24 protein-coding genes are annotated in these 25,436 nt (G+C 73.2%); 15 read left to right on the top strand and 9 right to left on the bottom strand.

Annotated elements, in window-relative coordinates; translation table 11 throughout:
• The first annotated feature begins 105 nt into the window (after positions 1-105).
• The 7 genes from SVTN_RS11900 (at position 106) to SVTN_RS11930 (ending at position 7,910) form a co-directional block, all read left to right on the top strand.
• A complete protein-coding gene (locus tag SVTN_RS11900) occupies positions 106-744 on the top strand; it encodes a TetR family transcriptional regulator (protein ID WP_041133813.1) in 639 nt (212 codons plus the stop codon).
• Between the two features lie 49 nt (positions 745-793).
• Positions 794-2,005, top strand: coding sequence for an alpha/beta hydrolase (locus SVTN_RS11905; RefSeq protein ID WP_041129065.1), 1,212 nt, complete (start codon positions 794-796; stop codon positions 2,003-2,005).
• Positions 2,006-2,079: 74 nt separating this feature from the next.
• Positions 2,080-3,024, top strand: a complete 945-nt coding sequence (locus SVTN_RS11910; RefSeq protein WP_041129066.1) for a DUF4429 domain-containing protein — start codon at positions 2,080-2,082, stop codon at positions 3,022-3,024.
• A 585-nt stretch (positions 3,025-3,609) separates the two neighbouring features.
• Entirely contained in the window at positions 3,610-4,899 is a 1,290-nt protein-coding gene (locus SVTN_RS11915) for a sensor histidine kinase (RefSeq protein WP_041129067.1), read from the top strand.
• Positions 4,896-5,579: a response regulator gene (locus tag SVTN_RS11920; RefSeq protein WP_041129068.1), complete on the top strand. Its 684-nt coding sequence runs from the start codon at positions 4,896-4,898 to the stop codon at positions 5,577-5,579. The genes SVTN_RS11915 and SVTN_RS11920 overlap by 4 nt, the downstream gene beginning before the upstream one ends.
• A 157-nt stretch (positions 5,580-5,736) precedes the next feature.
• Complete coding sequence (locus tag SVTN_RS11925) at positions 5,737-6,717, top strand: alpha/beta hydrolase (protein ID WP_041129069.1); 981 nt, start codon at positions 5,737-5,739, stop codon at positions 6,715-6,717.
• Positions 6,714-7,910, top strand: a complete 1,197-nt coding sequence (locus SVTN_RS11930) for an acyltransferase family protein (protein ID WP_041129070.1) — start codon at positions 6,714-6,716, stop codon at positions 7,908-7,910. Before SVTN_RS11925 ends, SVTN_RS11930 begins: the two co-directional genes overlap by 4 nt.
• A 3-nt stretch (positions 7,911-7,913) precedes the next feature.
• Here SVTN_RS11930 and SVTN_RS11935 read toward each other — a convergent pair whose 3' ends face one another.
• Both SVTN_RS11935 and SVTN_RS11940 read right to left on the bottom strand, forming a co-directional pair.
• Entirely contained in the window at positions 7,914-8,939 is a 1,026-nt protein-coding gene (locus tag SVTN_RS11935) for an aldo/keto reductase (RefSeq protein WP_041129071.1), read from the bottom strand.
• On the bottom strand, positions 8,936-9,346 hold the full coding sequence (locus SVTN_RS11940) for a MerR family transcriptional regulator (RefSeq protein ID WP_041129072.1): 411 nt from the start codon (positions 9,344-9,346) through the stop codon (positions 8,936-8,938). Before SVTN_RS11940 ends, SVTN_RS11935 begins: the two co-directional genes overlap by 4 nt.
• A 51-nt stretch (positions 9,347-9,397) precedes the next feature.
• On the opposite strand from SVTN_RS11940, the gene SVTN_RS11945 reads away from it, so the two are divergent.
• Positions 9,398-10,228: a serine hydrolase domain-containing protein gene (locus SVTN_RS11945; protein ID WP_041129073.1), complete on the top strand. Its 831-nt coding sequence runs from the start codon at positions 9,398-9,400 to the stop codon at positions 10,226-10,228.
• Positions 10,229-10,346: 118 nt separating this feature from the next.
• On the opposite strand, the gene SVTN_RS11950 is transcribed toward SVTN_RS11945, so the two are convergent.
• The 5 genes from SVTN_RS11950 to SVTN_RS11970 all read right to left on the bottom strand — a co-directional run bounded on the left by SVTN_RS11950 (position 10,347) and on the right by SVTN_RS11970 (position 16,425).
• Complete coding sequence (locus SVTN_RS11950) at positions 10,347-10,964, bottom strand: hypothetical protein (protein WP_078908312.1); 618 nt, start codon at positions 10,962-10,964, stop codon at positions 10,347-10,349.
• 14 nt (positions 10,965-10,978) lie between these two features.
• Complete coding sequence (locus SVTN_RS11955) at positions 10,979-12,484, bottom strand: sensor histidine kinase (RefSeq protein WP_245727513.1); 1,506 nt, start codon at positions 12,482-12,484, stop codon at positions 10,979-10,981.
• Between the two features lie 8 nt (positions 12,485-12,492).
• Positions 12,493-13,176, bottom strand: coding sequence for a response regulator transcription factor (locus tag SVTN_RS11960; protein ID WP_041129074.1), 684 nt, complete (start codon positions 13,174-13,176; stop codon positions 12,493-12,495).
• Between the two features lie 451 nt (positions 13,177-13,627).
• Positions 13,628-15,241: a murein biosynthesis integral membrane protein MurJ gene (murJ, locus tag SVTN_RS11965; RefSeq protein ID WP_041129075.1), complete on the bottom strand. Its 1,614-nt coding sequence runs from the start codon at positions 15,239-15,241 to the stop codon at positions 13,628-13,630.
• Positions 15,238-16,425, bottom strand: coding sequence for a lipid II:glycine glycyltransferase FemX (locus SVTN_RS11970; RefSeq protein ID WP_041129076.1), 1,188 nt, complete (start codon positions 16,423-16,425; stop codon positions 15,238-15,240). Before SVTN_RS11970 ends, murJ begins: the two co-directional genes overlap by 4 nt.
• A 208-nt stretch (positions 16,426-16,633) precedes the next feature.
• On the opposite strand from SVTN_RS11970, the gene SVTN_RS11975 reads away from it, so the two are divergent.
• The gene (locus SVTN_RS11975) at positions 16,634-17,818 is read left to right on the top strand and encodes a L,D-transpeptidase (RefSeq protein WP_041129077.1); all 1,185 of its coding nucleotides are present in this window, start codon (positions 16,634-16,636) and stop codon (positions 17,816-17,818) included.
• A gap of 4 nt (positions 17,819-17,822) precedes the next feature.
• Here SVTN_RS11975 and SVTN_RS11980 read toward each other — a convergent pair whose 3' ends face one another.
• Positions 17,823-18,491 (bottom strand): pirin family protein, encoded by a 669-nt coding sequence (locus SVTN_RS11980; protein WP_041129078.1) that lies wholly within the window; start codon positions 18,489-18,491, stop codon positions 17,823-17,825.
• A gap of 71 nt (positions 18,492-18,562) precedes the next feature.
• On the opposite strand from SVTN_RS11980, the gene fasR reads away from it, so the two are divergent.
• The 5 genes from fasR (at position 18,563) to fabF (ending at position 23,451) form a co-directional block, all read left to right on the top strand.
• Positions 18,563-19,744 carry a fatty acid biosynthesis transcriptional regulator FasR gene (gene fasR / locus SVTN_RS11985; protein WP_041129079.1) on the top strand — a complete coding sequence of 394 codons (1,182 nt, stop codon included), beginning with the start codon at positions 18,563-18,565 and terminating at the stop codon, positions 19,742-19,744.
• Between the two features lie 89 nt (positions 19,745-19,833).
• Positions 19,834-20,751, top strand: coding sequence for an ACP S-malonyltransferase (locus SVTN_RS11990; protein ID WP_041129080.1), 918 nt, complete (start codon positions 19,834-19,836; stop codon positions 20,749-20,751).
• 18 nt (positions 20,752-20,769) lie between these two features.
• Positions 20,770-21,801: a ketoacyl-ACP synthase III gene (locus SVTN_RS11995; protein ID WP_041129081.1), complete on the top strand. Its 1,032-nt coding sequence runs from the start codon at positions 20,770-20,772 to the stop codon at positions 21,799-21,801.
• Between the two features lie 59 nt (positions 21,802-21,860).
• A complete protein-coding gene (locus SVTN_RS12000; protein ID WP_041129082.1) occupies positions 21,861-22,109 on the top strand; it encodes an acyl carrier protein in 249 nt (82 codons plus the stop codon).
• A gap of 79 nt (positions 22,110-22,188) precedes the next feature.
• A complete protein-coding gene (gene fabF / locus SVTN_RS12005; protein WP_041129083.1) occupies positions 22,189-23,451 on the top strand; it encodes a beta-ketoacyl-ACP synthase II in 1,263 nt (420 codons plus the stop codon).
• Between the two features lie 328 nt (positions 23,452-23,779).
• On the opposite strand, the gene SVTN_RS12010 is transcribed toward fabF, so the two are convergent.
• Complete coding sequence (locus SVTN_RS12010; RefSeq protein ID WP_041129084.1) at positions 23,780-24,274, bottom strand: DUF3145 domain-containing protein; 495 nt, start codon at positions 24,272-24,274, stop codon at positions 23,780-23,782.
• A 259-nt stretch (positions 24,275-24,533) separates the two neighbouring features.
• On the opposite strand from SVTN_RS12010, the gene SVTN_RS12015 reads away from it, so the two are divergent.
• Positions 24,534-25,415, top strand: coding sequence for an SGNH/GDSL hydrolase family protein (locus tag SVTN_RS12015; protein WP_041129085.1), 882 nt, complete (start codon positions 24,534-24,536; stop codon positions 25,413-25,415).
• The last annotated feature ends 21 nt before the right edge of the window (positions 25,416-25,436 follow it).

Consider the following 25,436-nt stretch of genomic DNA (forward strand, 5'->3'; position numbering starts at 1 on the left):
CTGACAATTGACAAAGCGATTCACGCGTCGGTAACTGTCACGTAGCTCACAGGTACGCTGAGCAGACGAAATGCCGGAAAAGAGGACCTCTACGTGACCGTGCCCGTGTCCCTGCCCGGACTGCGCGAGCGGAAGAAGCAGCGCACGCGCGACGCGCTGATCCGGGTCGCGCTCGAGCTCTTCACCGAACACGGGTACGAGCAGACCACCGTCGACGAGATCGTCGACGCCGTGGAGGTCTCCCAACGCACCTTCTTCCGGTACTTCTCCTCCAAGGAGGAGGTCGCCTTCGCCGTCCAGCACATGGTCGAGGAGCGTTTCGTGCACGCCCTCGAACAGCGGCCCCCGGAGGAGGCCCCCCTCGACGCGATGCGCAACGCCGTCCTGAGCGGCTGGGACACCATCGGCGAGGCCATCGCGGAGGTCGTCCCCGTCGAGCTGTACGTGCGCACGTACCTGATGATCGAGTCGACGCCCGCGCTGCTCGCCGTCCACCTGCGCCGCTCCACCGAGATGGAGGAGACCATCGCCCGGATCATCGCCGCGCGCGAGGGCCTCGACGTCGACGAGGACCCGCGCCCCCGGATCGCCGTGGCGGCGTTCAGCGGGGTGATGCGGGTGACCGGCCAGATGTGGGGCCGGGGCACGGACCAGAGCCTGGAGGCCATCCGCGCGCTCACCGAGGACTACCTCGACCACCTCGGCCCGGCACTGGCCCCGCACTGGCGGAATCGGGAGCGATAGGACCCCGCAGGTCCGGCCCCGTCATCTCCGCCCCGTAGGGTGGCCGCCCGTGACCTCCGTCGACGCCTCGCCCACTCTCGTCGCCACGCGCGCGCTCCTCGCGCTCGCCGTGGTGTTCGTGCTCCTCGCGACCACCGGCTGGACCACGATCCGGCACCGGCCCGCGCCCTGGTCGTCCCGTGAGGCCGCGCTCGCCGCCTGGGCACGGGACCGGATCGACGACCGGCCGCTGCCCGACCCGGCCGCCCCGGCCCGTACCGTCGCCGCCTTCTTCGCCGGACTCGGCCCGGCGGACGGCGCCCGGCTCGCCGCCCGGCACCCGCTCGTCGTCGGCAACCTCAACGGCGTCCCCGTCACCCTGCGCTACCGCGCCAACCGGATCACCCTCGCGCGCGCGTACGCCGCCGAGCGCGGCAGGGTCGACGACACCAGGCTCTCCCCCGAGGGCCGGCACGAGGCCCGGCGCCGCGTCGACCGCTTCGCCTCCCTGATGCGGCCCGGCCGCCAGGTCCTCGCCTTCGACCCGACCGGTACGGGGCGGGCCGCCGAGGTCCTCGGAGACCTGGGACGGGCCCGGCGCGTCTCGGTGATCGTGCCCGGCGTCGACACCAATCTGCTCACCTTCCAGAAGACCCACGGCCGGTACGGCGCCCCGGCCGGCATGGCCGAGGCCCTCTACGCGGCCGAGCGGCGGACCTCGCCCCGCGCGCGCGTGGCCGTGATCGCCTGGGCCGACTACACCGCGCCCGCCGGGATCGGCGTCGACGCGATGACCGGCCGGCTGGCCGAGGAAGGAGCCGTACGCCTGGTGGGCCTCACCGAGTCGCTGCCCCCGCACGCGCGCGTGGCGCTCTTCTGCCACAGCTACGGCTCCGTGCTCTGCGGGGTCGCCGCGCCCCGGCTGCCCGCCCGGGTGACCGACGTGGCCGTGGCCGGAAGCCCCGGGATGCGGGTCGAGCGGGCGGCCGACCTCGACAGCCCCGCGCGCGTGTGGGCCATGCGGGACGCCGACGACTGGATAGCCGACGTGCCGCACCTGGAGGTGGGCGGGGTCGGGCACGGCGCGGACCCGGTCGCGCCGGAGTTCGGCGCCCGGCTGCTCTCCGCGCGCGGGGCGCTCGGCCACAGCGGCTATTTCGAGCCGGGGACACAGAGCCTCGGCAACTTCGCCGCGATAGGCGTCGGGGCCTACCCGCGGCTGGTCTGCGCACGTGCCGACAGCGCTTGCCACGACGGAATATCCGGCACGGAAGGGCTCTGACGCGCGTAGATCACGCAATTTCGGGACCTTTCACAGGGGCGACGCAAGGGCACACGCCGCTTACGATGAGGCGCATGGGTGATGTGCTGGCCGGAATTCATGCCACCTGGGAGCTCGAGAGCGACGCCCTCGTCATCCGCTTCGACCGGGGGATCCGCACGCCGAAGCTGTTCAGCGCGCTGCGTGAGAGACGCGTACCGCTCGAGGCGCTGGCGTCGGTGACGCTCACGCCCGGCAAGCGGGGCGCCGTCGTGCTGCACGCCGTGCCGAGGCCGGGCGCCGATCCGCTGATGGAGGCGGCCGCGGGGCAGCTCAAGGAGGGCAACGATCCGTACCGCCTGGTGCTCCCGGCGGAACGCGAGACGCTCGCCGAGCAGTACCGGGACGAGCTGCGGACGCTCCTCGCGTCGCACCCGGGGGCCGCGGGGGCCGCCGGGTACGAGGCGTACGACGCGTTCGCTGCGGAGGACGGGGCCGTCGGGGGCGTCGTGCCCGCCGACCGGTTCCTCGTGGCGCCGCCGTCGGGGCCGCAGTCCTTCAAGGCCTACGACGCGAGGGCCAGCTTCGACGGGACCTCCGAGGTCGCGTTCCGCTGGTCCCGGACGGGGGCGTCCTCGGAGAAGTGGAAGGCCGGTGACCAGGTCTTTCCCGTACGGGACCTCTGCGGGGTCGAATGGCGCTCGCCGAACGGCGTCGACGGGTACCTGCGGCTGGTGCCCCGGGGCGGCGCGCCCCGGGCCGACCGGCCCGACCAGGACCCGGCGTGTGTCGTCTTCGGCCGCTACGGGCCGGTGCACGAGTCCCTGACCTTCGCGGCCTCGGTCCTCGCCGCGATCCGGGGCAAGGACCGCGCGCCCGCCGTGCCCGTCGCGGCTCCGGTGGGGGCTCGGGGTGCGGAGCTCCGGGACCCGGGGGTGGTGGCTGAAAGGATTCGGCACTTGGGGGAGCTGCATCAGGCGGGGCTGGTTACGGATGCGGAGTTCTCGGCGAAGAAGGCGGAACTCCTGGCGGAGCTCTGAGGGGGCCTCGGCCCATGCGGGCCCGCGCCCCGCGCCGTGCGGGCCCGCGCCCGGCTGGGCGGCGCCCCGCTGTCATGTGGGCCCGCACCCAGCTGGGCGGTGCCCTCCGCCCGCCCCCGTGCGGGGCCCGCGCCCGGTCGGGCGTCGCCCCGCCGCCGTGTGGGCCCGCGCCCGGGCGGACGGTGCGCGTCGCCCTGTGGGCCCGCACCCGTGCTGGGCGGTGCCCTTCGCCGCCCCCCGTGTGGGCAATCGTCCCGCTGGGGCGGGACGGGTGGGCACACGGGACGGCGCCCTTCAGCGGCGCCTCCGCGTCCCGCGCCTGGACCCGCACCGACCGCGCGGCGCACCCGTGGTGCGGGTCAGGGCGCGGAAGCCTCTGGCGCCGGCAGGGCGCGGGTCCGTTGTGCCCACCCGTTCCGCCCCAGCGGAACGATTGCCCACAACGGGGGGGGCGGCGAGGGCGCACCGCCCCGCGCGGCCGCCCACTGTGGGGGCGGGGCGGCTTCGTCATACCCCGGTATCACGTCCCGCCCCAGCCCTCGGTATGACGCCGGTCGGCAGGGGCGTGCCTACGCTGAGGGCGTCATGGTTACCGCATCGCGGCCCGAGCCGCCCGCCGATTCCCTGCCTGCCCGGGCCCGTGAGATGTTTCGGGGGCTCGGGGCCGCGCTCATCACCCCGGCCGCGCCCGGGGCTCCGCTCCCCGCCCGGCTGTTGCCGTACGTCCTCGCCCTCGGCTTCAGCGCCGCGCTCCTCCCCTCCACCGTCCTGCTCCTCGTCAACGACTACGGCGTCAACGGCGCCCTCGCCGGCGCCCTCGGCACCGCCCAGGCCGCGCCGCTGCTCCTCGCCGTCACCCGCCCCCTCCAGGCCTGGTGGATCGTCTTCGTCGCCGATGTGCTCGGCGCGCTCGTACTGCTCGGTTCCGACGGCCCCCGCGCCCAGTACTGGCCCTGGACCCCGCCGTTGCTCGTCGGCTACTGCGCCCTCATGGTCGCGCTCGGGCTCCGCGAGTCCCGCCGGGCGCTGCTCGGGGTGTGGCTGGCCACCGGCGTGGCCGGTTTCGTGCTGGAGGCCTTCCGGCCCGCCGGGCTCACCAGCCTCCACCTCCTGCTGCTCGTCCTGAGCGGCGTGCTGCTGCTCCTCACCTCGGCGATCCGTGCCCGCGTCGACGCGCAGCGGCGGCTCGCCGAGCAGGAGACCATCAGCGAGGCCGAACGGGCCCGCCGCACGCTCCTGGAGGAGCGGGCCAGGATCGCGCGCGAGTTGCACGACGTCGTCGCCCACCACATGTCCGTGATCACCGTGCAGGCCGACTCCGCCCCCTATCGCATTCCCGAACTTCCCGAGGCCGCCCGCGAGGAGTTCACCTCGATCGCCACCAGCGCCCGCGAGTCGCTCGCCGAGATGCGGCGGCTGCTCTCCGTCCTCCGCAGTGACGGCAGCGAGGGCGAGCGGGCGCCGCAGCCGGGCCTCGACCGGGTCCAGCAGCTCGTCGAGGCGACCGTACGCGCGGGCGTGCCGGCCGAACTGCGGCTCGCCGCCGACCTCGGGGACGTACCGCAGGCGGTGGACCTGTCCGCTTACCGGATCGCGCAGGAGGCCCTGGCGAATGTGGTGCGGCACGCGCCCGGGGCCTCGACCCGTGTCTCCGTACGGGCCGAGGACGGGTGGCTGACCGTTCTCGTCGTCAACGGGCCTTCCCTGGAGGAGCGTTCCTCCGTCGAGCGGGGCGTCCCCGGTACCGGGCACGGGCTCGTCGGCATGCGGGAACGCGTACGGTTGACCGGCGGCTCGCTGGACACCGGGCCGCTGCCGGACGGCGGCTTCCGGGTCGCGGCCAGGCTTCCCCTGCGTACGAAGGACACCGAGTGACCATCCGCGTGATCATCGTCGACGACCAGGCCATGGTGCGGGCCGGTTTCGCCGCGCTGCTCGCCGCGCAGCCCGACATCGACGTGGTCGGCGAGGCGCCGGACGGGCGCCAGGGCGTCGAGGTGGCACGGTCGGCGCACCCCGACGTGGTCCTGATGGACGTCCGGATGCCGGAGCTCGACGGGCTCGCCGCCGCCCGCGAGATCCTGCACCCGCCGGCCGGGGTCACGCACCGGCCGAAGGTGCTGATGCTGACCACCTTCGACGTCGACGACTACGTGTACGAGGCGCTGCGCGCGGGCGCCTCCGGCTTCCTCCTCAAGGACGCGCCGCCGGCCGATCTCATCGCGGCGGTACGGGTCGTGGCGGCGGGCGAGGCACTGCTCGCCCCGTCCGTGACCCGCCGCCTCATCGCCGACTTCGCGGCCTCGCGCCCGGCGCCCCGCCGGGACACCACGGCACTGCGCCTCAACGGGCTCACCCCGCGCGAGACGGAGGTCCTGGAGCTGATCGCCCGCGGCCTGTCCAACCAGGAGATCGCGGACAGCCTGGTCCTCGCCGAGCAGACGGTGAAGACCCACATCGGCCGGGTCCTCGCCAAGCTGGACCTGCGCGACCGCGCGCAGGCGGTGGTCTTCGCGTACGAGTCCGGACTGGTCACGCCCGGAGACTCGCGTTAGCCCCCGGGGGAAAACCCCACCCTGCTCCTCCGGCCAGCTGCTCCTCCACCCCCTACCCCGGTATCGAACGGGAGTTGGCTCCCCGGTGTGACGTGCCGTCACCCGCCGTCTTCCTACCTTCCTCTCGCCAGCGACGAGAACGAGGGAGGGCGGGCCGATGCGCCGCATTTCGAGGACCCTGATCACCGCGGCCGTGGTGGGCGGCGTGATCGCCGGGACCGCCGGCTGGGCGTCCGGGAACACCCAGGAGGCCGTGACCGGGGCCCCGGCCGGGACGGGGGCGTGGCGGGCTGCGGGGCTGCCGGACCCGGAGCGGATGGGGCCGGCCGAGGTCGCGCGGTTCTTCGCCGGGCTCAGTCCCGTACGACAGAGAGAGCTGGCCCGGACGCACCCGACGGTCGTCGGGAACCTCGACGGGGCGCCCCTGGAGCTGCGGTACGAGGCCAACGCCCGTTCCGTGCACGGGGAGTTCGGCGGGGCTCGGGTTCTCGCCCACGATCCGCGCGGGCGGGGGCTGGTGGCCCTGGTCTACGGGGACCTGGCGCGGGCCGAGCACGTGGCCGTGATCGTGCCCGGCTCCGACGTCGACGCGGACCACGTGAAGCCGCTCGCCGACATGGCGGCCGAGCTGCGCCGGGCGACCGGCGGGCGTACGGCGGTCGTCGCGTGGGCCGGGTACACCACCCCCGTCGGCGTCGGCCTGGACGCGGCCACCGGCCGGCTCGCCGAGGCCGGGGCCGGGCGCCTGACCCGGTTCGTGGACGGGCTCACCGCCGTCGGCGCGGCCGAGCCGTCCGTGTTCTGCCACAGCTACGGCTCCGTCGTCTGCGGTCTCGCCGCCCACCAGCTGAAGGCCAAGGACCTGGTCGTCTTCGGCTCCCCCGGGATGCGCGCCGAGAACGTCTCCGAGCTCGGGACCTCCGCCCGGGTCTGGGCGGCGAAGGATCCCACCGACTGGATCGACCGGGTTCCGAACGTCGAGTTCGCCGGGCTCGGGCACGGCGTCGATCCCACCGATCCGGACTTCGGGGCGCGCCGGATCGCGGCCGAGGACGCCGCCGGCCACGGTGGTTACTTCGCGCCCGGTACCTCCTCGCTCCGCGCCTTCGCCCGCATCGCCGAGGGGGACGTCCGATGAAGACGCTCGTCGCGAAGATCGAGTCCTCCACCCCCGCCCACCGCGACCGGGCGATCGACGGGCTCCGCGCCCTCGCGCTGCTCGCCGTGCCGACCGGGCACTGGCTGCTCGGCGGCTTCACGCTCTCCTCCGACGGCGCGATCCACAACGCCAGCCCCCTGAGCGCCTTCGCCGGTCTCGCGCCCGTCAGCTGGGTCCTGCAGATGCTGGGGATCTTCTTCCTGGTCGGCGGGTACGCGTCGGTGCTTTCGTACCGGCGCCGCACGGGTTCCACGCGCGCGTGGCTCGGTGGCCGGCTCGCCCGGCTCGGGCGGCCGGTGCTCGGCGTCACCGCCGTGTGGGCGGCGCTGCTGCCCCTGCTGCACTTCGGTCTCGGGGTGCCCGTGGACACGTTGCGGACGGCGTCCACGCTGGTGATCCAGCCGCTCTGGTTCGTCGGGGTGTACACGGTGGTCACCGCGCTGACCCCGCTGTGCGTGCGGGCGGCCCGCCGACTCGGGGTGTGGGCCGCGGCGCCGCTGCTCGGCTCGGTCGCCGTCGTCGACTTCCTGCGGTACGGGCCGGGCGCCGACGCCGTGCCGTCCTGGCTGAGCCTGCTGAACATCCTGCCCGGCTGGCTGTTCGCGTATCAGCTCGGCGTGTCGTGGGGCGAGGGCCGGGTCGGCCGGCGCCACGCGTGGGGGCTGCTGCTCGGCGGCGCCGCGCTCTTCGCCGCCCTGCTCCTCGTCTTCGGCTACCCGGCGTCGATGGTCGGCGTCCCCGGCGAGGCCCGCACCAACTCGCACCCGCCGTCGCTGCTCGTCCTCGCCCTCGCCGCCGCGCAGAGCGGTGCGGCGATCCTGCTCCGGGACCGGCTCGGCCGGTTCCTGAAGCGGCCCGCGCTGTGGGCGCCGGTCGTCGTGATCAACCTGTCCGCGATGACGATCCTGTGCTGGCACCAGACGGCGATGCTCACCGCCGCGATCCCCGCCTCGTACGGGGGAGAGGTCGCCGGCCTGGTCGGCGCGCCGGACTCGGTCGGCTGGATCCTCGCCCGGCTCGCCTGGATGCCGGTCTTCGCCGGCCTGCTGGTCCTGATCGGCCGGTACGCGCGCGTCTTCGAGTCCCCGTGGGCGAAGACCGGCACCGCCAGGCGCGCCCTGGCGGGTGTCCTGGCGGCGGGGTTCGCGGTCTTCGCCCTGGGACTGGCCTAGATGTCAGACCTCCCGGGCCGCCGACGTGGAGCTCATGTCCGGGTAGCGGTCGCCCGCCACCAGGCCCGCGATCGGCTCGAGTTCGGCGAGCTCGGCGGCGGTGAGGGTGATCCGGGTGGCGGCCGCGTTCTCCAGGAGGCGGGAGCGCTTGCGGGTGCCCGGGATGGGGACGACCGTCAGGCCGTGCACGGCGGCGCGCTGCTGCACCCAGGCGAGGGCGATCTGGGCCGGGGTCGCGCCGTGGGTGGCGGCGATCTTCCGGACCGGGTCGAGCAGGGCGGCGTTCCGCTCGGCGTTCTCCCCGGTGAAGCGGGGCTGGTACTGGCGGAAGTCGCCGCCCGACAGGTCCTTGCCGGCGTCAGCGAACGCGCCGGTCAGGAAGCCCCGGCCGAGCGGCGAGTACGGCACGAAGGTCACGCCGAGCTCGGCGGCGGCGCCGACGGCGCTGCGCTCCACGTCCCGGGAGAAGAGCGACCACTCCGACTGGAGGGCGGTGATCGGGTGCACGGCGTGGGCCTCGCGCAGCTCGGGCCCGGTGACCTCGCTCAGGCCCAGGAAGCGGACCTTGCCCTCCTGGACGAGCTCGGCCATCGCGCCGACGGACTCGGCGAAGGGGATCTCCGGGTCGCGGCGGTGCATGTAGTAGAGGTCGATGGTCTCGATGCCGAGGCGGCGCAGGCTGTCCTCGGCGGCCTTCTTGATGTACGCCGGGTCGTTGCGGACCCCCCGGTAGGTCGGGTCGTCGGCGCGGCGCTCTATGGCGAACTTGGTGGCGAGGGTGACCTCGTCGCGGTGGGCGGCGAGGAACGGGGCGAGGAACTCCTCGTTGGCGCCGCTGCCGTAGATGTCGGCGGTGTCGATCAGGGTGACGCCGGCCTCCAGGGCCGCGTCGAGGGTGTCGCGGGCGGCGGCCTCGTCTGTGTCGCCGTAGAACTCGCTGATGCCCATGGCGCCGAAGCCCTGGACGCCGATCTCCGGTCCGTCCTGGCCGCCGAGACGTACGGTGTCGATCTTGGTCACGCTGGTCATGAAGGTGTTCCTCCGCTTGCGGTCCCGTAATGGCCGATCTTGATGTCGAGCACGGCGAGCGTGTCCTGGAGCTCGGTGATCCGGGCGAGGACGTCGCGCCGGGTGGCCTCCAGGAGCTCCCGCCGTTCGTCCCGGGTGTGGTCGCCCTCGCGCACCAGCTCCGCGTACCTGACCATGTCGGCGACCGGCATCCCGGTCAGCCGCAGCTTGCCGACGAAGGCCAGCCAGTGCAGGTCGCGCTCGGTGAAGCGGCGCTGGCCGGTGTGCGAACGGTCGACGTGCGGCATCAGGCCGATCCGCTCGTACCAGCGCAGGGTGTGCGCGGTGAGCCCGGTGATGGCCGCCACCTCACTGATCGTGTAGCGGTCCTTCCCGGCAAGCCCGGTCGTGCTCTCGATCACGCTCATGACCCCACGCTAAAACGTTGGAGTGCACTCCAAGCAAGTAGGCTCGGCCCCATGCAGAGCAGCGTGCCGAGCCTGGCGTCGATCGAGAACTGGCCCGTCCCCACCGCGGCGGCCGCCGTCGTCCGCGCGGACGGCACCCTGGCCGGGTCCCACGGCCCCACCGGGCGGCGTTTCCCGCTCGCCTCCGTCACCAAGCCGCTCGCGGCGTACGCCGTCCTCGTCGCGTACGAGGAGGGGGCGATCGACCTCGACGAACCGGCCGGGCCCGAGGGCTCGACCGTCCGCCACCTCCTCGCCCACACCTCCGGGCTCGCCTTCGACGAGAACCGGGTCATGGCCGCGCCCGGCACCCGCCGGATCTACTCCAACACCGGCTTCGAGGCCCTCGGCGACCACGTCGCCAAGGCCACCGACATCCCCTTCGCCGAGTATCTGCACCAGGCGGTCCTCGAACCCCTCGGCATGACGTCGACGACCCTGGAGGGCTCGCCCGCGAAGGACGGCGTGTCGACCGTGGACGACCTGGTGCGGTTCGCCGCCGAGGTGCAGGCGCCGCGGCTGCTCGACGCGCGGACCGTCCTGGACGCGATGACCGTCACGTACCCCGGCCTGACCGGCATCCTGCCCGGCTACGGGCACCAGAAGCCGAACGACTGGGGGCTCGGCTTCGAGATCCGCGACGGCAAGTCCCCGCACTGGACGGGCGCGGGCTCCTCGCCGCGCACCTTCGGGCACTTCGGGCAGTCCGGCACCTTCCTGTGGATCGACCCGGACGCGCGGGCGGCGTGCGTGGCCCTCACCGACCGGCCCTTCGGGGCGTGGGCGGTCGAGGCGTGGCCGCCGTTCACGGACGCGGTGCTGGCGGACCTGCGGGCGCGCTGAGGAGAGGGCACGGTCCCGGGGACCTGCGCGGGCTCCAGGTTCCGGGTTCTGAGTTCCGGGCTCTGGGTTCCGGGCTCTGGGTTCCGGGCTCTGGGTTCCGAGCTCCCGGCTCCCGGCTCTAGGTTTCGCAGCGGGTCGCGGGGCGCGTGCCGTCGATGCTGATGAGGGTCACGTCGACCCTGCCCCCGCCGTCCTCCGCGTACGCGGTCGTGCACACCAACTGCTGGACGGCCGCGTCCGACAGGCCCATGACGGGGAACGGCAGCCGGAGCCGGATGCGTCGGCGGCCCTCCGGGGTCAGTCCCTCGACCTGCTCCGTGCGCGGCGCGTTCTTGGACCTCGGAAGTCCCGTGGTCAGGCCGGCCGCGGTGTCGGCGCCGGACGGGCCGGAAAGGAGCGCGGCGAGCACCTTGTCGGTGGCGACCGGGGTGCCGTGCGTGTCCTGCCCCTGTCCGGAGGCCCACCCATGGGCCTTCCGGTCCTGGGACGCCTCGATGCCGCCCGCGGCGAACGTCGGGTCGGGGATCGGCGGCTCGACCTCGCGGGCCACCGGAACCGGCTGTCCGTCCGGCCCGAGGAAGTAGAGCACCATCCGGAACTCGGGCTGCGGGTAGACGATGACGGTCGCGGCGCCGCCCGCCTCGACGACGTCGCTCTCCTGGATGCCGCAGGCGGCGAGCGAGAGCACGGCGAGGAGGGCCGCGGCGGCAGCTGCCCGGCGCCTCACGGACTTCACGCGCCTCACGGGCCTCACAGCGGCATCCGTACGGTGAACACCGCGCCGCCCGCCGGGTGGTTGGCGGCCCGGACGGTGCCGCCGTGCAGCCGGACGTTCTCCAGGGTGATCGCCAGACCCAGGCCGCTGCCCGCCGAACGGGTCCTGGCCCGGTCCGCCTTGTAGAAGCGGTCGAAGACGTGCGGCAGCACGTCCGGATGGATGCCCGGCCCCCGGTCGGCGACCTCCGTCACCAGCTCGTCCCCCTCCGCGTACAGCCTGACCGTCACCGGCGCGGCCCCGTGCCGCAGCGCGTTGCCCACGAGGTTGGCGACGACCACGTCGAAACGGCGCGGGTCGAGCCGCGCCCTGATCCCCTCCTCAAGGTACGGGACGACCTGCGCCGGATCGGTCCAGTACCGGTGCTGGAGGGTCTTGCGCACGCAGTCGGCGGCGTCGACCTCGTCGGTGTGCAGCTCGGCGGCGCGCGCGTCGAAGCGGGAGATCTCCATCAGGTCCTCGACGAGCACGGCGAGCTTCCCGGTCTCGGCGCTGATCAGCCGGACGGCGCGGGCGGTGTCGCTGTCGAGGCTCCCGGCGTCCTCGTCGAGGACCTCGGTGACCGCGAGCATCCCGGCGAGCGGGGTGCGCAGCTCGTGCGAGACGTCGGAGGCGAAGCGGCGGGCGCGGGCCTCGGCGTTGCGGAGCTCCGCGACGGAACGTTCCAGCTCGGCGGCGGACTCGTTGAACGTACGGGCGAGATCGGCGAGTTCGTCGCTGCCCTTCGCGTGGATGCGGGTGTCGAGCCGGCCCCGGCCCATGCTGTGCGCCGCGTGCCGCAGTTCCCGTACGGGGCGGAGCACGCCGCGTGAGGCGATGAGCGCGGGGATGAGGGCCACGGCCAGGGCCGGGAGGGCGCCGTCGCGGGCGGCGGTCACCATGGCCTCGATGTTCGCCTCCTCCTCGTCGAGCTCCATCACCGCGTAGAAGACGAGGCCGGTGGGCTGGGCCGTCCCCTCGGCGTGGTGGGTCCGGAACACGGCGGGGATGGCGACCGTCAGATACGGCGTGCCGTTCTTCACGACCCGCTGGAAGCTGCCGTGCGGGGTGGCCGACCGGGCCTGGGCGCGGGCCCGCAGTTCGGGCGTGATCACGGAGGAGGTGGGGCGGTCGGTCGAGGAGACGCGGACCGTGCCGTACTCGGCGTAGACGCGCCAGGGGCGGGGCTTGCCCCGGCCGGCGATGTTGAGGACCACCTCGTGCAGGTCGGTGGGGTTGACGGGCAGGCTGATGTTGAGCGGGTCGACCTGGTCGCGCAGGGCGGAGACGGCGGTGTCCTGGGTCTGCTCCAGGATCGCGTTGCGGGCGGCGCGGTAGGTGAGCGCGGCGGTGGTGCCGCAGCCGACGGCCGCGACGAGGAGGAAGGCGAGGACGAGACGGGTACGGAGGCCGAAGGGGCGCGGGCGGGGGGCGCGGGCGCGGCGTCTTCGCCGCGGTGTCTGCTGATCCGTGCCCGGCTCCGTGCCCGGCTCCGGGCTCACGCAGGCCTTCACAGCGGGCCGAAGCGGTAGCCGAAGCCCCGCAGGGTCTGGATGTACCGGGGGTCGCCCGGCGTGTCCTCGATCTTGTTCCGCAGCCGGCGGACACACGCGTCCACCAGCCGGGCGTCCCCGTGGTAGCTGTGCTCCCAGACGTGTTCGAGCAACTGCTGCCGGCTGAAGACCTGCTCGGGGGCGGCCGTGAGGTGCAGCAGCAGCTTCAGCTCGGAGGGGGCGAGGGCGACCCGCTCGCCCGCCTTCGCGACGGTCAGGCCCGCCCGGTCGATGGCGAGCTCCCCGTGGAACTCGACGGCGGACCGGCCGGCGCCGGGCTCCTCGATGCGCCGCAGCACCGCCCGTATCCGGGCCTCGATGACCTCCGTACGGGCGGGCTTGACGATGTAGTCGTCGGCCCCGGCCTCCAGGCCGACGACGACGTCGAAGTCGTCGCCGCGGGCGGTGAGCATGATGATCGGCAGCTGGCTGCTCTCCCGGACCCGGCGGCAGACCTGAACGCCGTTCATGCCGGGCAGCATGAGGTCGAGCAGGAGCAGGTCGGGACGGAACTCGCCGAGCGCGGCGAGGCCCGCCTCGCCGGTGGGGGCGGTCCGGACGTCGTGCCCGCGGCGGCGGAGGCCCAGCTCGACGCCTTCGCGGACGGAGGGGTCGTCTTCTATCAGGAGCACGCGGGGCATGTGTGGAGTATCCCAAGGTCGATAGGGGGGTCCGATCAGGACCCCGTCGTGACTGACGCCCGCCCCCCGTTGTGGGCCTGCGCCTCGCCCGTTGTGGGCGGCGCCCACCCCGTTGTGGGCGGCGCCCACCCCGTTGTGGGCCGGCGCCCACCCCGTTGTGGGCAATCGTTCCGCCGGGGCGGAACGGGTGGGCACAACGGACCCGCGCCCTGCCGGCGCCCGAGGCTTCCGCGCCTGAACCCGCACCGGGTGCGAGCCGCGCCGCCGGGGTGCGGGTCCAGGCTCGGAACGCGGAGGCGCCGCTGAGGGCGCCGTCCCGTGTGCCCACCCGTCCCGCCCCAGCGGGACGATTGCCCACACGGCGGGCGGCGAAGGGCACCGCCCAGCACGGCGCGGGCCCACACGGCAGCGGGCGTGGGCCCACACAGGTGCGGGCCCGTGCGGGTGGGCGTCAAGTGCGGAAGCGGCGCATGCCCGAGGCGAGGAGGGCCTGGACCTCCGTCAGGCGCAGTGGGCCCGCCAGGAGCGCGAAGGCCGTCAGGATCGTCGCCGCTCCCGCCAGGCCCGCCACCACCGGCCCCGCCACCGCGGAACCGTCCGCGGCGAACAGGCCGTACCCCGCCGCCGGCACCGCCGCGACGAGGAGGCGCGTCAGGGCGCGGACGGTCTCGCCCGACCCGCCCCCCAGCCGGCGCCTCAGCGCGTACGCCGTCACCGACCAGCCCGCCCACAGCGCCAGCGAGTACGCCGCCGCCATGCCCGTGACCGCCCACCGGGTCGGGAGGGACTGGTAGGCGGCGTACGACAGGCCCGCGTTCAGGGCGGCGATGACCAGGTTCAGGAAGAACGGGGTCCGGGTGTCCCGCAGCGCGTAGAACGCGCGCGTGCACACGTACTGCCCCGACAGCGCGACCAGGCCCGGCGCGAACGCCATCAGCGTCCAGGACATCGCGCGCACGTCGTCGCCCGAAGTCGCCCCGTAGCCGAAGACCACCGTCATCAACGGGACGGCCAGGGCCAGGAGCGCGCAGGCCGCCGGGACCACCGCCGCCGTGCTGGTCCGCAGGGCGTACGAGACGTCCTTCCGGACCCCCGCGAGGTCGCCGTCGGCCGCGGCGCCGCTCATCCGGGGCAGCAGCGCGGTGACGAGGGAGACGGTGACGATGCCGTGCGGGACGGTCCACAGCAGGTACGCGTTGTTGTACGCGGCGAGGCCGCCGCCGCTCACCGACGGATCCGCGCCCGCCGAGGTGGCGAGCCACGTCGTCACCCAGTACGCGCCCTGGTTCGTGAGGACGAGCAGCACCAGCCAGCCCGCCGAGCGCAGCGGGGCCGCGAGGCCGCTGCCGCGCCAGTCGAAGCGGGGCCGCCAGCGGAAGCCGGCGGCGCGCAGCGAGGGCAGCAGGGCCAGGGCCTGGACGGCGATGCCCGCCGTGGTGCCCCAGCCGAGGAGCGCGGTCTCGCCGGGGGTGAGTTCCCCGCCGTCGCTGACGGCCAGGAAGAGGCCGAAGACGGTGACGGCGACCACGTTGTTGAGGACGGGGGTCCACATCATGGCGCCGAACCGGCCCCGGGCGTTGAGGACCTGTCCGAGCAGGGTGAAGAGTCCGAGGAAGAAGATCTGCGGCAGGCACGCGCGCGTGAAGGCGATCGTCATGTCCCGCTGTCCGCCCACGTAGTCGGTGTACGTGTCGACGATCAGGGGGGCGGCCAGCACCGCGACCGCCGTCAACACCGCAAGGGCCAGCGCGCAGAGGGTGAGCAGGCGGTCCGTGTAGGCCACTCCGCCGTCCTCGTGTTCCTTTGCGGCCTTGACCAGTTCGGGGACGAAGACGGCGTTGAGGGCGCCGCCGAGGAGCAGCATGTAGACGATGGTGGGGACGGAGTTGCCGACCGCGTACCCGTCGGCGACGAGGCCCGCGCCGAGTGCGGCGGCGACGACGGAGGCCCGTACGAAGCCGGTGGCGCGGGAGACGAGCGAGCCGGCGGCCATGAGGGCGCCGCTGCGGAGGGCGGAAGGTTTCTTCTGTTCCGTCGGTGCGGTGAGCGTGGCGGCGGTCGTCATCGACGGGCCATATAGGCCTGGAAGGCGCGGTACAGCGCCCCGTTGGTCGTGCCCTGCATAGGTGTCTCCCACTCCCCCAGCGTCTCGACGACCTGTCCGCCCGTGCCGAGCTTCCAGCGCAGGAGCCCGTGGGCGCGGTCGTCCGGATCGAGGGTGGAGGGTACCCCGCGCAGGTCGTAGACGGCGGCGCCGAGGGCGTGGGCGTCGAGCATCATGCGCCACTGGAGGGCGTTGGAGGGCCGTACGTCGCGGCGGTGGTCGGCGGAGGCGCCGGTCTGGTACCAGACGCGGTCGCCGACGGTGACCATGGTGTGCGCGGCGAGGATCTCGCCCTCGTGGCGGGCGAGGTAGAGCTTCATGCGGCCCGGCTGTTCGGCGTTGAGGACGGCGTACTGGCGCTCGTAGTACGCGAGGGAGCGGCCGAGGCGGAAGCCGTCGCGTTCCTCGGTGATGCGGAGCAGCCGGTAGAACTCGGGGAGGTCGGCGGCGGAGCCGACGACGACCTCGACGCCGGACTTCCGGGCCTTGCGGACGTTGCGCCGCCACTCCTGGTTGAGGCCGGTCCACAGGTCGTCGGTGCTGCGGCCGGTGAGCGGGACCTGGAAGACGTGCCGGGGCTGGGCGTCGGCCCCGTCCTCGGAGTCTCCGCCGCACTTGCGCCAGCCGCGGGCGCGGAGCCGTTCGGCGACGGCGGTGCCCAGCGGGTCGACCTCGTCGGCGAGGACGTCGGAGAGCCGGCGGCCGGGTCCCGTACCGGCCTTGACGGTGGCGGCGTTCCACCGTCGGTAGGCGGGTCCGGGGCCCATGCGGACGGCGAAGGCGCCCAGGGAGCGCAGATGGCCGAGGAGCGGGGCGAGCCAGCCGTCCATGTCCGGGTCGGCCCAGTCGGCGACGGGCCCCTCGGGCAGGTAGGCGAAGTATTTGCGGGTGCCGGGGAAGGGGCGCAGGAGGACGAGCGCGACGCCCGAGAGGGCGGCGCCTTCCCGTCCCCACCCCACCAGTTGGTGGCTCCAGCCGTCCTTCACCTGGGCCCAGGAGGGGAGTTGGAGGAAGCTGGGACCGTTCGCGCCGGAACGGGAGCCGAGGAACGCGCGGTACGCCTCGGGGGTCACGGGCCCGAGCCTGACCGGTCCCGCGGAGGAGCGGCGGTCGGTGGGTGCGGCCGTCACGAGCAGCGCTGACACAACGGGAGCCTCCTTGTTCCGCCCCTCGGTGGTGGGGCGCACAGCAGGCTCACAGCCGAATGCGACGGGTGCGCGCGGTGATTGTGACCGGACGATGACCGTTCCGCCGCAGCCCTCGTCACAGAGGCGTACGGCGCCCCGCGGGGGTTCGGAAGCGTCCTACAGTCCAGGACATCCCACCCGAACCCTCACCACGCGGAGGTCTTCCGTGCTGCCGATACGCACGTCGTTGCCGATACGCACATCCCGTCCCGCCCTGGCGGCCGTCGCGCTGACCGTGTCCCTCACCGCCTGCACGGCCCAGGCGGCGGACGGCGGCCCGTCCGGGGCGCACGCCTCGGCCGCGCCCCCGGCGAAGGTGACGGTCGTGAAGAAGACGGCCGGCAGCCCGGTGACCGTGACCGCGTCCGGCGGCACGCTCGCGGCGGTACGGGTCGTCGACGCCGACGGCGGGGTCCTGAAGGGCCGTACGGACTCGGGCGGTACGAGCTGGTCCTCGGACCGGAAGGCGGCGCCGGGCACCTCCTACACGGTCGAGGTGACGTCCCGTACGGCCGACGGCAAGGAGTCGACCAGCCGGTCGTCCTTCGCCACCCCGGAACCCGACAAGGTCAACAAGGTGACCCTGGCCCCCGGCAAGAACACCACGGTCGGCATCGCCCAGCCCCTCTCCATCGTCTTCGACCTGCCGGTGACGAAGAAGGCGGACGTGGAGAAGCAGCTCAAGGTGAGCACCTCGAACGGCACCGAGGGTTCCTGGGGCTGGGTCAAGGACTACTCGGGCCGGGACAGGGCGGACTGGCGGCCCCGGGAGTACTGGAAGCCGGGCACGAAGGTCACCCTCCAGGCGGACCTCGACGGCACGGACTCGGGCGGCGGCTGGTTCGTACGGGACTACCGCACCGGCTTCACCATCGGCACGGCGCAGATCGTGAAGGTCGACCTCGACGCGCACCAGTTGGCCCTCGTACGGGACGGGCGGACCGTTCGCACCATCCCCGTCTCCGGCGGCACCCCCGGCGGCGACAAGCGGTCCTGGCGGGGGACGGCCGTGCTGATGGCGAAGGAGGGCACCATCAACATGAACTCCGAGACGGTCGGTCTCGGCGACGCGTACGACAAGGACGTCGACTACTCGATGCGGCTGACGTGGTCGGGCATGTACGCGCACGCGGCCCCGTGGAACGCGGCGTACTTCGGCAAGGCCAACCACAGTTCGGGCTGCATCGGCATGAGCAACGAGAACGCGGCCTCGTTCTACGCCTCGGTGAACGTGGGCGACCCCTTCGAGATCAAGGGCCGCGAGACGAAGGGCACGGTGGCGGAGGGCAACGGCTACGGGGCGTGGAACCTGTCCTGGTCGGCGTGGAAGGCGAAGAGCGCCCTCGCCTGAGAGGTCAGCCCAGGGCCTTGCGCCAGTCCCGCATCTCCCAGACCAGGACCTCCGCCTCGGTCACGGCGGTCAGTTCGAGTCCCCCGCCGTCGGTGATCCGGGCCGCGTCGCCGGGGCCGAGTTCCTCGCCGTCGAGCCGCACCGCGCCCCGCACCACGTGCACGTACACGTGGTCGACGGGCGGGAGCGCGGTCCCGGCCCCCGCGGTCAGGCGCTCGACGTGCAGGAGCGCGTCCGCCGCCGGGAGGGCGTACGGGGCGCCGAGGCCGCGCACCACCTCGTACGAGGGGGCCCCGCCCGGCTCCAGCGGGGCCAGCCACATCTGGACGAAGGTCAGGGGGACGTCGCCGTCGTTGCGTTCGACGTGGCGGACCCCGGCCGCGGAGGAGAGGTGCTGGAGGTCGCCGGGGCGGACGACGGTCTCGTGGCCGGTCGAGTCGTGGTGGGTCAGCTCGCCCTCCACCACCCACGTCACGATCTCGGTGTGCGAGTGGGGGTGCTCGTCGAAGCCGGCCCCGGGCGCCAGGCGCTCCTCGTTGACGGCGAGGAGCGCGCCGAAGCGGAGGTTGTCGGGGTCGTAGCGCGGACCGAAGGACAGGGCGTGCCGGGTCTCGATCCCGGCCGCCGGGTCGCCCCCGGGGTAGCGCTCGCCGGCGCGCTGGATGCGTATCACGGACGTACCGTAGCCCGGGGAAACGCCCCCGACCCCGCACGCCGGCGTCCCGATAAGGCAGTCTTGTCCCCGTGCCTGAACCCGTGAACGCCTCCCATCCACACGCCGCGACCCTGAAGCGCCTCGAACAGTCGTCCGGGCGGCTCGCCGCCGGCGCCATCGCCCGCATGGACGAGACGCTGCCGTGGTACCGCGCGATGCCGCCCGAGAACCGGTCGTGGATCGGTCTGGTCGCCCAGGCCGGCATCGCCGCGTTCACCGAGTGGTTCCGGCACCCCGAGACCCCGCAGGCGATCTCCACGGACGTCTTCGGCACCGCGCCGCGCGAGCTGACCCGCGCGATCACCCTGCGGCAGACCGTGGAGATGGTCCGGACGACCATCGAGGTCATGGAGTCGGCGATCGAGGAGGTCGCCGCCCCCGGGGACGAGTCCGTGCTGCGCGAGGCGCTCCTCGTGTACGCCCGGGAGATCGCCTTCGCCACCGCCCAGGTGTACGCGCAGGCCGCCGAGGCCCGCGGCGCCTGGGACGCCCGACTCGAATCGCTCGTCGTCAACGCGGTGCTCTCGGGCGAGGCCGACGAGGGGGCCGTGTCCCGGGCCGCCGCGCTCGGCTGGAACTCGCCCGACCACGTGTGCGTCGTGCTCGGCACCGCCCCCGACGGCGACAGCGAGCTGACCGTCGAGGCGATCCGGCGGGCCGCCCGGCACGCCAAGCTCCAGGTCCTCACCGGCGTGCTCGGCGACCGGCTCGTCGTCATCGCCGGCGGCAACGACAACCCGCTCGCCGTCGCCAAGGCGCTGATCGGGCCGTACGCGGCCGGGCCCGTCGTCGCCGGGCCCGTCGTGCCCGATCTGCTCGCCGCGACCCGGTCCGCGCAGGCCGCCGCCGCCGGGCTCAAGGCCTGCTCGGCCTGGCAGGACGCGCCCCGGCCGGTCCTGGCGGACGATCTCCTCCCGGAGCGCGCCATCGCCTCCGACCCTTCGGCCCGCGAGCAGCTGGTGGAGGAGATCTACAGACCGCTGGAGGAGGCGGGCTCCGCGCTGCTCGAAACTCTCAGTGTCTATCTGGAGCAGGCGAGCAGCCTGGAAGGCGCGGCCCGGATGCTCTTCGTCCACCCGAACACCGTGCGCTACCGGCTTCGACGTGTGACCGACGTCACCGGTTGGTCACCCTCCGATGTTCGCTCCGCGTTCACGCTGCGGATCGCCCTCATCCTGGGGCGCTTGGCCGACGGAGATCAGCAGTCCTAGACTTTTGTCGAACACCAACAAATCCCCCGACGGTTCTTCGTCCTTGTCCCCACGGGCGCTCGAAGCCGTCCCCAAGAGAAGGTGTGAGGGTGCTCGTACTCGTCGCTCCCGGCCAAGGCGCCCAGACGCCCGGCTTCCTGACCCCCTGGCTCGAACTCCCCGGCGCCGCCGACCGCCTCGCGGCCTGGTCCGACGCGATCGGGCTCGACCTCGTCCGCTACGGCACGAAGGCGGACGCGGACGAGATCCGCGACACCGCCGTGGCACAGCCCCTCCTCGTCGCCGCCGGCCTGCTGTCCGCGGCCGCGCTGGGTGACGTTGCCCCCGGCGTCGTCGCCGGTCACAGCGTCGGCGAGTTCACCGCCGCCGCGTTCGCGGGCGTCCTCGACTCCGAGGCCGCGCTGCGCCTCGTCCGTACCCGTGGTCTCGCGATGGCCGAGGCCGCCGCGATCACCGCGACGGGCATGTCGGCGCTGCTCGGCGGCGACCCCGAGGTCACCGTCCCGCACCTGGAGAAGCTCGGCCTGACCCCGGCCAACGTGAACGGCGCCGGCCAGATCGTGGCCGCCGGCACCCTGGAGCAGCTGGCCGCCCTGGAGGCGGACAAGCCCGAGGGCGTCCGCCGGGTCGTGGCGCTCAAGGTCGCCGGCGCGTTCCACACGCACCACATGGCCCCGGCCGTGGCGAAGCTGGAGGAGGCGGCGAAGGAGCTCTCCCCGGCCGCCCCGACCACCCGCTACGTCTCCAACAAGGACGGGCAGGTCGTCACCGACGGCGCCGAGGTCGTGGCCCGTCTGGTCGGCCAGGTCGCGAACCCGGTCCGCTGGGACCTGTGCATGGAGACCTTCCAGGAGCTCGGTGCGACCGCGCTGATCGAGGTGTGCCCCGGCGGCACCCTGACCGGCATCGCCAAGCGTGCCCTGCCGGGGGTGGCCACGGTCGCCCTCAAGACTCCCGACGACCTCGACGCGGCCCGTACGCTCATCGCCGAGCACGCGGCCGTCTGACAAGGAGAGTCGAGAAACATGTCGAAGATCAAGCCCAGCAAGGGCGCCCCGTACGCGCGGATCCTCGGTGTCGGCGGCTACCGCCCCACCCGGGTCGTGCCGAACGAGGTGATCCTCGAGAAGATCGACTCGTCCGACGAGTGGATCCGCTCGCGCTCCGGCATCGCCACCCGCCACTGGGCCTCCCCGGAGGAGACGGTCGCCGCCATGTCGGTGGAGGCCTCGGGCAAGGCCATCGCCGACGCCGGGATCAACCCCGAGCAGATCGGTGCCGTGATCGTCTCCACGGTCTCGCACTTCAAGCAGACCCCGGCCGTCGCCACCGAGATCGCCGACAAGATCGGCGCCGGGAAGCCGGCCGCGTTCGACATCTCCGCCGGCTGCGCGGGCTTCGGCTACGGCCTGACGCTCGCCAAGGGCATGATCGTCGAGGGTTCCGCGGAGTACGTCCTCGTCATCGGCGTGGAGCGGCTCAGCGACCTGACGGATCTGGAGGACCGCGCGACGGCCTTCCTGTTCGGCGACGGCGCCGGCGCCGTGGTCGTCGGCCCCTCCGACGAGCCGCACATCGGCCCCACCGTCTGGGGTTCCGAGGGCGACAAGTCCGAGACGATCAAGCAGACCGTGCCGTGGAACGAGTTCCAGGTCGGCGACGTCTCGAAGCTGCCGGTGAACGAGGCCGGCGAGATCAAGTTCCCCGCCATCACGCAGGAGGGCCAGGCGGTCTTCCGCTGGGCCGTCTTCGAGATGGCGAAGGTCGCCCAGCAGGCGCTGGACGCCGCCGGCATCTCGGCGGACGACCTGGACGTCTTCATCCCGCACCAGGCGAACATGCGGATCATCGACTCGATGGTGAAGACTCTGAAGCTGCCGGAGCACGTCACGGTCGCCCGTGACGTGGAGACCACCGGCAACACCTCGGCCGCCTCGATCCCGCTCGCGATGGAGCGGCTCCTGGCGACCGGGAAGGCCAAGAGCGGCGACACGGCGCTCATCATCGGCTTCGGGGCGGGTCTCGTCTTCGCCGCGACGGTCGTTACCCTCCCCTAGGCACACCGGATCTTCCGGAAGCCTCTCTTACCGAAGTAACCGCAAGAAGGAGCACCACTATGGCTGACACCCAGGACGAGATCCTCAAGGGCCTCGCCGAGATCGTCAACGAGATCGCGGGCATCCCGGTCGAGGACGTCCAGCTGGACAAGTCCTTCACCGACGACCTGGACGTCGACTCGCTGTCCATGGTCGAGGTCGTCGTGGCCGCCGAAGAGCGCTTCGACGTCAAGATCCCCGACGAGGACGTCAAGAACCTCAAGACCGTGGGCGACGCCGCCGACTACATCCTGAAGCACCAGGACTGATTCGGTCCCCGCTGACTCGGTTCGCCACCCCGCGGTGGCGCCGTATTCCGACCATCACACACATGGAGAACGAATTCCTGTGAGCTCGACCAATCGCACCGTGGTCGTCACCGGTATCGGCGCAACCACACCGCTGGGTGGCGACTCCGCGTCGACCTGGGAAGGTCTTCTCGCGGGGCGCTCCGGCGTCAAGCCCCTGGAGGGCGAGCGCTTCGCCGAACTGCCCGTCCAGATCGCGGCCCTCGCCGCGGTCGACCCCGGCGACGTGCTGCCCCGCCCGCTCGCCCGCAAGCTGGACCGCTCGGCGCAGTTCGCGCTGATCGCCGCCCGCGAGGCCTGGGCCGACGCGGGCTACACCGCCCCGGCCGGTGAGGACGAGAAGATCGTGCCCGAGCGGCTCGGCTCCGTCATCGCCTCCGGCATCGGCGGTGTCACCACGCTGCTCGACCAGTACGACGTGCTGAAGGAGAAGGGCGTACGCCGCGTCTCCCCGCACACCGTGCCCATGCTCATGCCCAACAGCCCCTCCGCGAACGTGGGCCTGGAGGTGAACGCCCGGGCGGGCGTCCACACCCCCGTCTCCGCGTGCGCGTCGGGTGCCGAGGCGATCGGCTACGCCGTCGAGATGATCCGTACCGGCCGTGCCGACGTGGTCGTCGCCGGCGGTACCGAGGCCGCGATCCACCCGCTGCCGATCGCCGCCTTCGCCAACATGATGGCGATGTCCAAGAACAACGACGAGCCGACGAAGGCCTCGCGTCCCTACGACACCGGCCGCGACGGCTTCGTGCTCGGCGAGGGCGCCGGTGTCGTGATCCTGGAGTCCGAGGAGCACGCGAAGGCGCGCGGCGCCCGCATCTACTGCGAGGTGCTCGGCCAGGGCCTGTCGGCCGACAGCCACCACATCGCGCAGCCCGAGCCGACCGGCCGGGGCATCGCCGCCGCGATGCAGAACCTGCTCGACTCGACGGACCTCAAGCCGTCCGAGGTCGTCCACCTCAACGCGCACGCCACGTCGACGCCGCAGGGCGACGTCGCCGAGATCAAGGCGCTGCGGAAGGTCCTGGGCGACGACCTGGACCACGTCGCGATCTCCGCGACGAAGTCGATGACCGGTCACCTCCTGGGTGGCGCGGGCGGCATCGAGACCGTCGCGACGGTCCTGGCCCTCCACAACCGCCTGGCCCCGCCGACGATCAACGTCGACGACCTCGACCCTGAGGTCGAGGCGGACATCGTCCGCGACGAGCCCCGCGAGCTCCCGCAGGGCACGATCGCCGCGATCAACAACTCGTTCGGCTTCGGCGGCCACAACGTGGTCCTGGCGTTCCGCACGGTCTGACGCCCGCTCGAACGGTGAGGCCCGCTCCCGACACAGGGGCGGGCCTCCGCCGTACCTGCCGGACGGAGTCCGGCACAGCGCCCCGAAGCCCGCGAAGCGGTGCGAGGGGCGCACGAGGGAGAGGCCAACTCGTTCGGCTTCGGCGGCCACAACGTGGTCCTGGCGTTCCGCACGGTCTGACGCCCGCTCGAACGGTGAGGCCCGCTCCCGACACAGGGGCGGGCCTCCGCCGTACCCGCCGGACGGAGTCCGGCACAGCCGTTCCGCACGGTCCGGTTCCCGGCCGACGCGAAGGCCCACCCCCGGTCCGGGGGTGGGCCTTCGCGTGTCAGACGACCTGGTGCAGCCAGCGGACGGGGGCGCCCTCGCCCGCGTAGCGGAAGGGTTCCAGTTCGTCGTCCCAGGGCTTTCCGAGCAGCTTGGCGATCTCCGCCTCCAGCTGGGTCTCGCCCTGCGCGGAGCGCGCGAGGGCGGCCCGCAGCCGGTCCTCGGGGATCAGGATGTCCCCGTGCATGCCGGTGACGGCGTGGAAGATGCCCAGGTCGGGGGTGGCGCTGTAGCGCTCGCCCTCGGCGGTGGGGCAGGGCTCCGCGGTGACCTCGAAGCGGAGCATCTGCCAGCCGCGGAGCGCGGAGGCGAGTTTGGAGGCGGTGCCGGTCTGGCCCTGCCAGGAGAACTCGGCTCTCCAGGTGCCGGGGGACGCCGGCTGGCGGATCCAGTCGAGCTGGACCCTCGCACCGAGGACGCCCGCGACCGCCCATTCGACGTGCGGGCACAGCGCGCGCGGTGCGGAGTGTACGTACAGGACTCCACGTGTCGTCACCGGGACCTCCAGTGTGGGACGAGGTTCGCCTTGCCCAGCGGCCTCAGTAAACAGCATCAGGAGCAGAACACCGCAAACCCTCAAAATGGGGACAGCATGTGACGTGATGTAATTTACCGGAGCCGGTCGGCGATGGCGCCTCTGGTTCGACGGGGGAAAAGCTACCGTGCCGCACCGTCATCGGTGTGGCGTACGGTCGGTCCGGGGGCCGGTGGACACCAAGCTTTCACCCGCCAGGACGCCGAAGGAGGGGCCGGGGATGCGCGGCCGACGCCGATTCCGTACCGCTGTCGCCGCCGCGACGGCCGCGCTGCTGTGCGGCGGGATGCTCTCCGGCTGTACGGCCGGGGCCCCGGAAGCGGCCCCTCCCGGCAAGCGGGCCACGCCGAGACCGGCGCCCTCGTGGGACGTCTCCCCCGCTTCCGTCGCGGCCGTCGGCGACTCCGTGACCCGCGCCTTCGACGCCTGCTCGGTCCTGTCGGACTGCCCCGAGGTGTCGTGGGCGACCGGGACGGACACCGCCGTCAACAGTCTGGCGCTGCGGCTGCTCGGCCCGGCGAAGGTGGCCACCCGCAGCTGGAACCTGGCCCGGACGGGCGCGCGGATGGCGGAGCTCCCGGAGCAGATGGCCGGGGCGGCCGCCCGGAAGCCGGAGCTGGTGACGGTGATGATGGGGGCGAACGACGCCTGCCGGGCCACCCCTGACCTGATGACCCCGGTGGCCGATTTCCGTGCCTCCTTCGAGGCGGCCCTCGCCCGGCTGCGGGCGGGCGCGCCGAAGGCGCAGGTGTACGTGGCGAGCGTGCCGGACCTGAAGCACCTGTGGTCCACGGGGCGGGTGAGCCCGATGGGGCTCCAGGTGTGGAAGCTGGGGATCTGCGGCGCGATGCTGGCGGACGCGGAGGACCTGGGTCCGGCGGCCGAGCGGCGGCGGGCTTCGGTGCGGGACCGGGTGGTGGCGTACAACGAGGTCCTGGAGGAGGTCTGCGCGAAGGACGCGCGCTGCCGGTACGACGGCGGGGCGGTCTTCGGGTTCCGCTTCGACGGCGGTCAGTTGAGCCCCTGGGACTGGTTCCATCCGAGCAGGGACGGGCAGGCGCGGCTCGCGGAGCTGGCGTACCGGCGGATCACGAAGGAGTGAGGGGCCCCGGGGCGGTTGTCA

The sequence above is a fragment of the Streptomyces vietnamensis genome (genome assembly GCF_000830005.1).
In the GTDB taxonomy this organism is placed as follows: Bacteria; Actinomycetota; Actinomycetes; order Streptomycetales; family Streptomycetaceae; genus Streptomyces; species Streptomyces vietnamensis.

What these genes read in the sequence shown, in the direction of transcription:
- SVTN_RS11910 (WP_041129066.1), top strand. Translation starts at nt 2,080, where the DNA reads ATGGGTGATGTGCTGGCCGGAATTCATGCCACCTGGGAGCTCGAGAGC.
- SVTN_RS11915 (WP_041129067.1), top strand. Translation starts at nt 3,610, where the DNA reads ATGGTTACCGCATCGCGGCCCGAGCCGCCCGCCGATTCCCTGCCTGCC.
- SVTN_RS11925 (WP_041129069.1), top strand. Translation starts at nt 5,737, where the DNA reads ATGCGCCGCATTTCGAGGACCCTGATCACCGCGGCCGTGGTGGGCGGC.
- SVTN_RS11930 (WP_041129070.1), top strand. Translation starts at nt 6,714, where the DNA reads ATGAAGACGCTCGTCGCGAAGATCGAGTCCTCCACCCCCGCCCACCGC.
- SVTN_RS11935 (WP_041129071.1), bottom strand. Translation starts at nt 8,939, where the DNA reads ATGACCAGCGTGACCAAGATCGACACCGTACGTCTCGGCGGCCAGGAC.
- SVTN_RS11940 (WP_041129072.1), bottom strand. Translation starts at nt 9,346, where the DNA reads ATGAGCGTGATCGAGAGCACGACCGGGCTTGCCGGGAAGGACCGCTAC.
- SVTN_RS11945 (WP_041129073.1), top strand. Translation starts at nt 9,398, where the DNA reads ATGCAGAGCAGCGTGCCGAGCCTGGCGTCGATCGAGAACTGGCCCGTC.
- SVTN_RS11960 (WP_041129074.1), bottom strand. Translation starts at nt 13,176, where the DNA reads ATGCCCCGCGTGCTCCTGATAGAAGACGACCCCTCCGTCCGCGAAGGC.
- murJ (WP_041129075.1), bottom strand. Translation starts at nt 15,241, where the DNA reads ATGACGACCGCCGCCACGCTCACCGCACCGACGGAACAGAAGAAACCT.
- SVTN_RS11995 (WP_041129081.1), top strand. Translation starts at nt 20,770, where the DNA reads ATGTCGAAGATCAAGCCCAGCAAGGGCGCCCCGTACGCGCGGATCCTC.
- SVTN_RS12000 (WP_041129082.1), top strand. Translation starts at nt 21,861, where the DNA reads ATGGCTGACACCCAGGACGAGATCCTCAAGGGCCTCGCCGAGATCGTC.
- SVTN_RS12015 (WP_041129085.1), top strand. Translation starts at nt 24,534, where the DNA reads ATGCGCGGCCGACGCCGATTCCGTACCGCTGTCGCCGCCGCGACGGCC.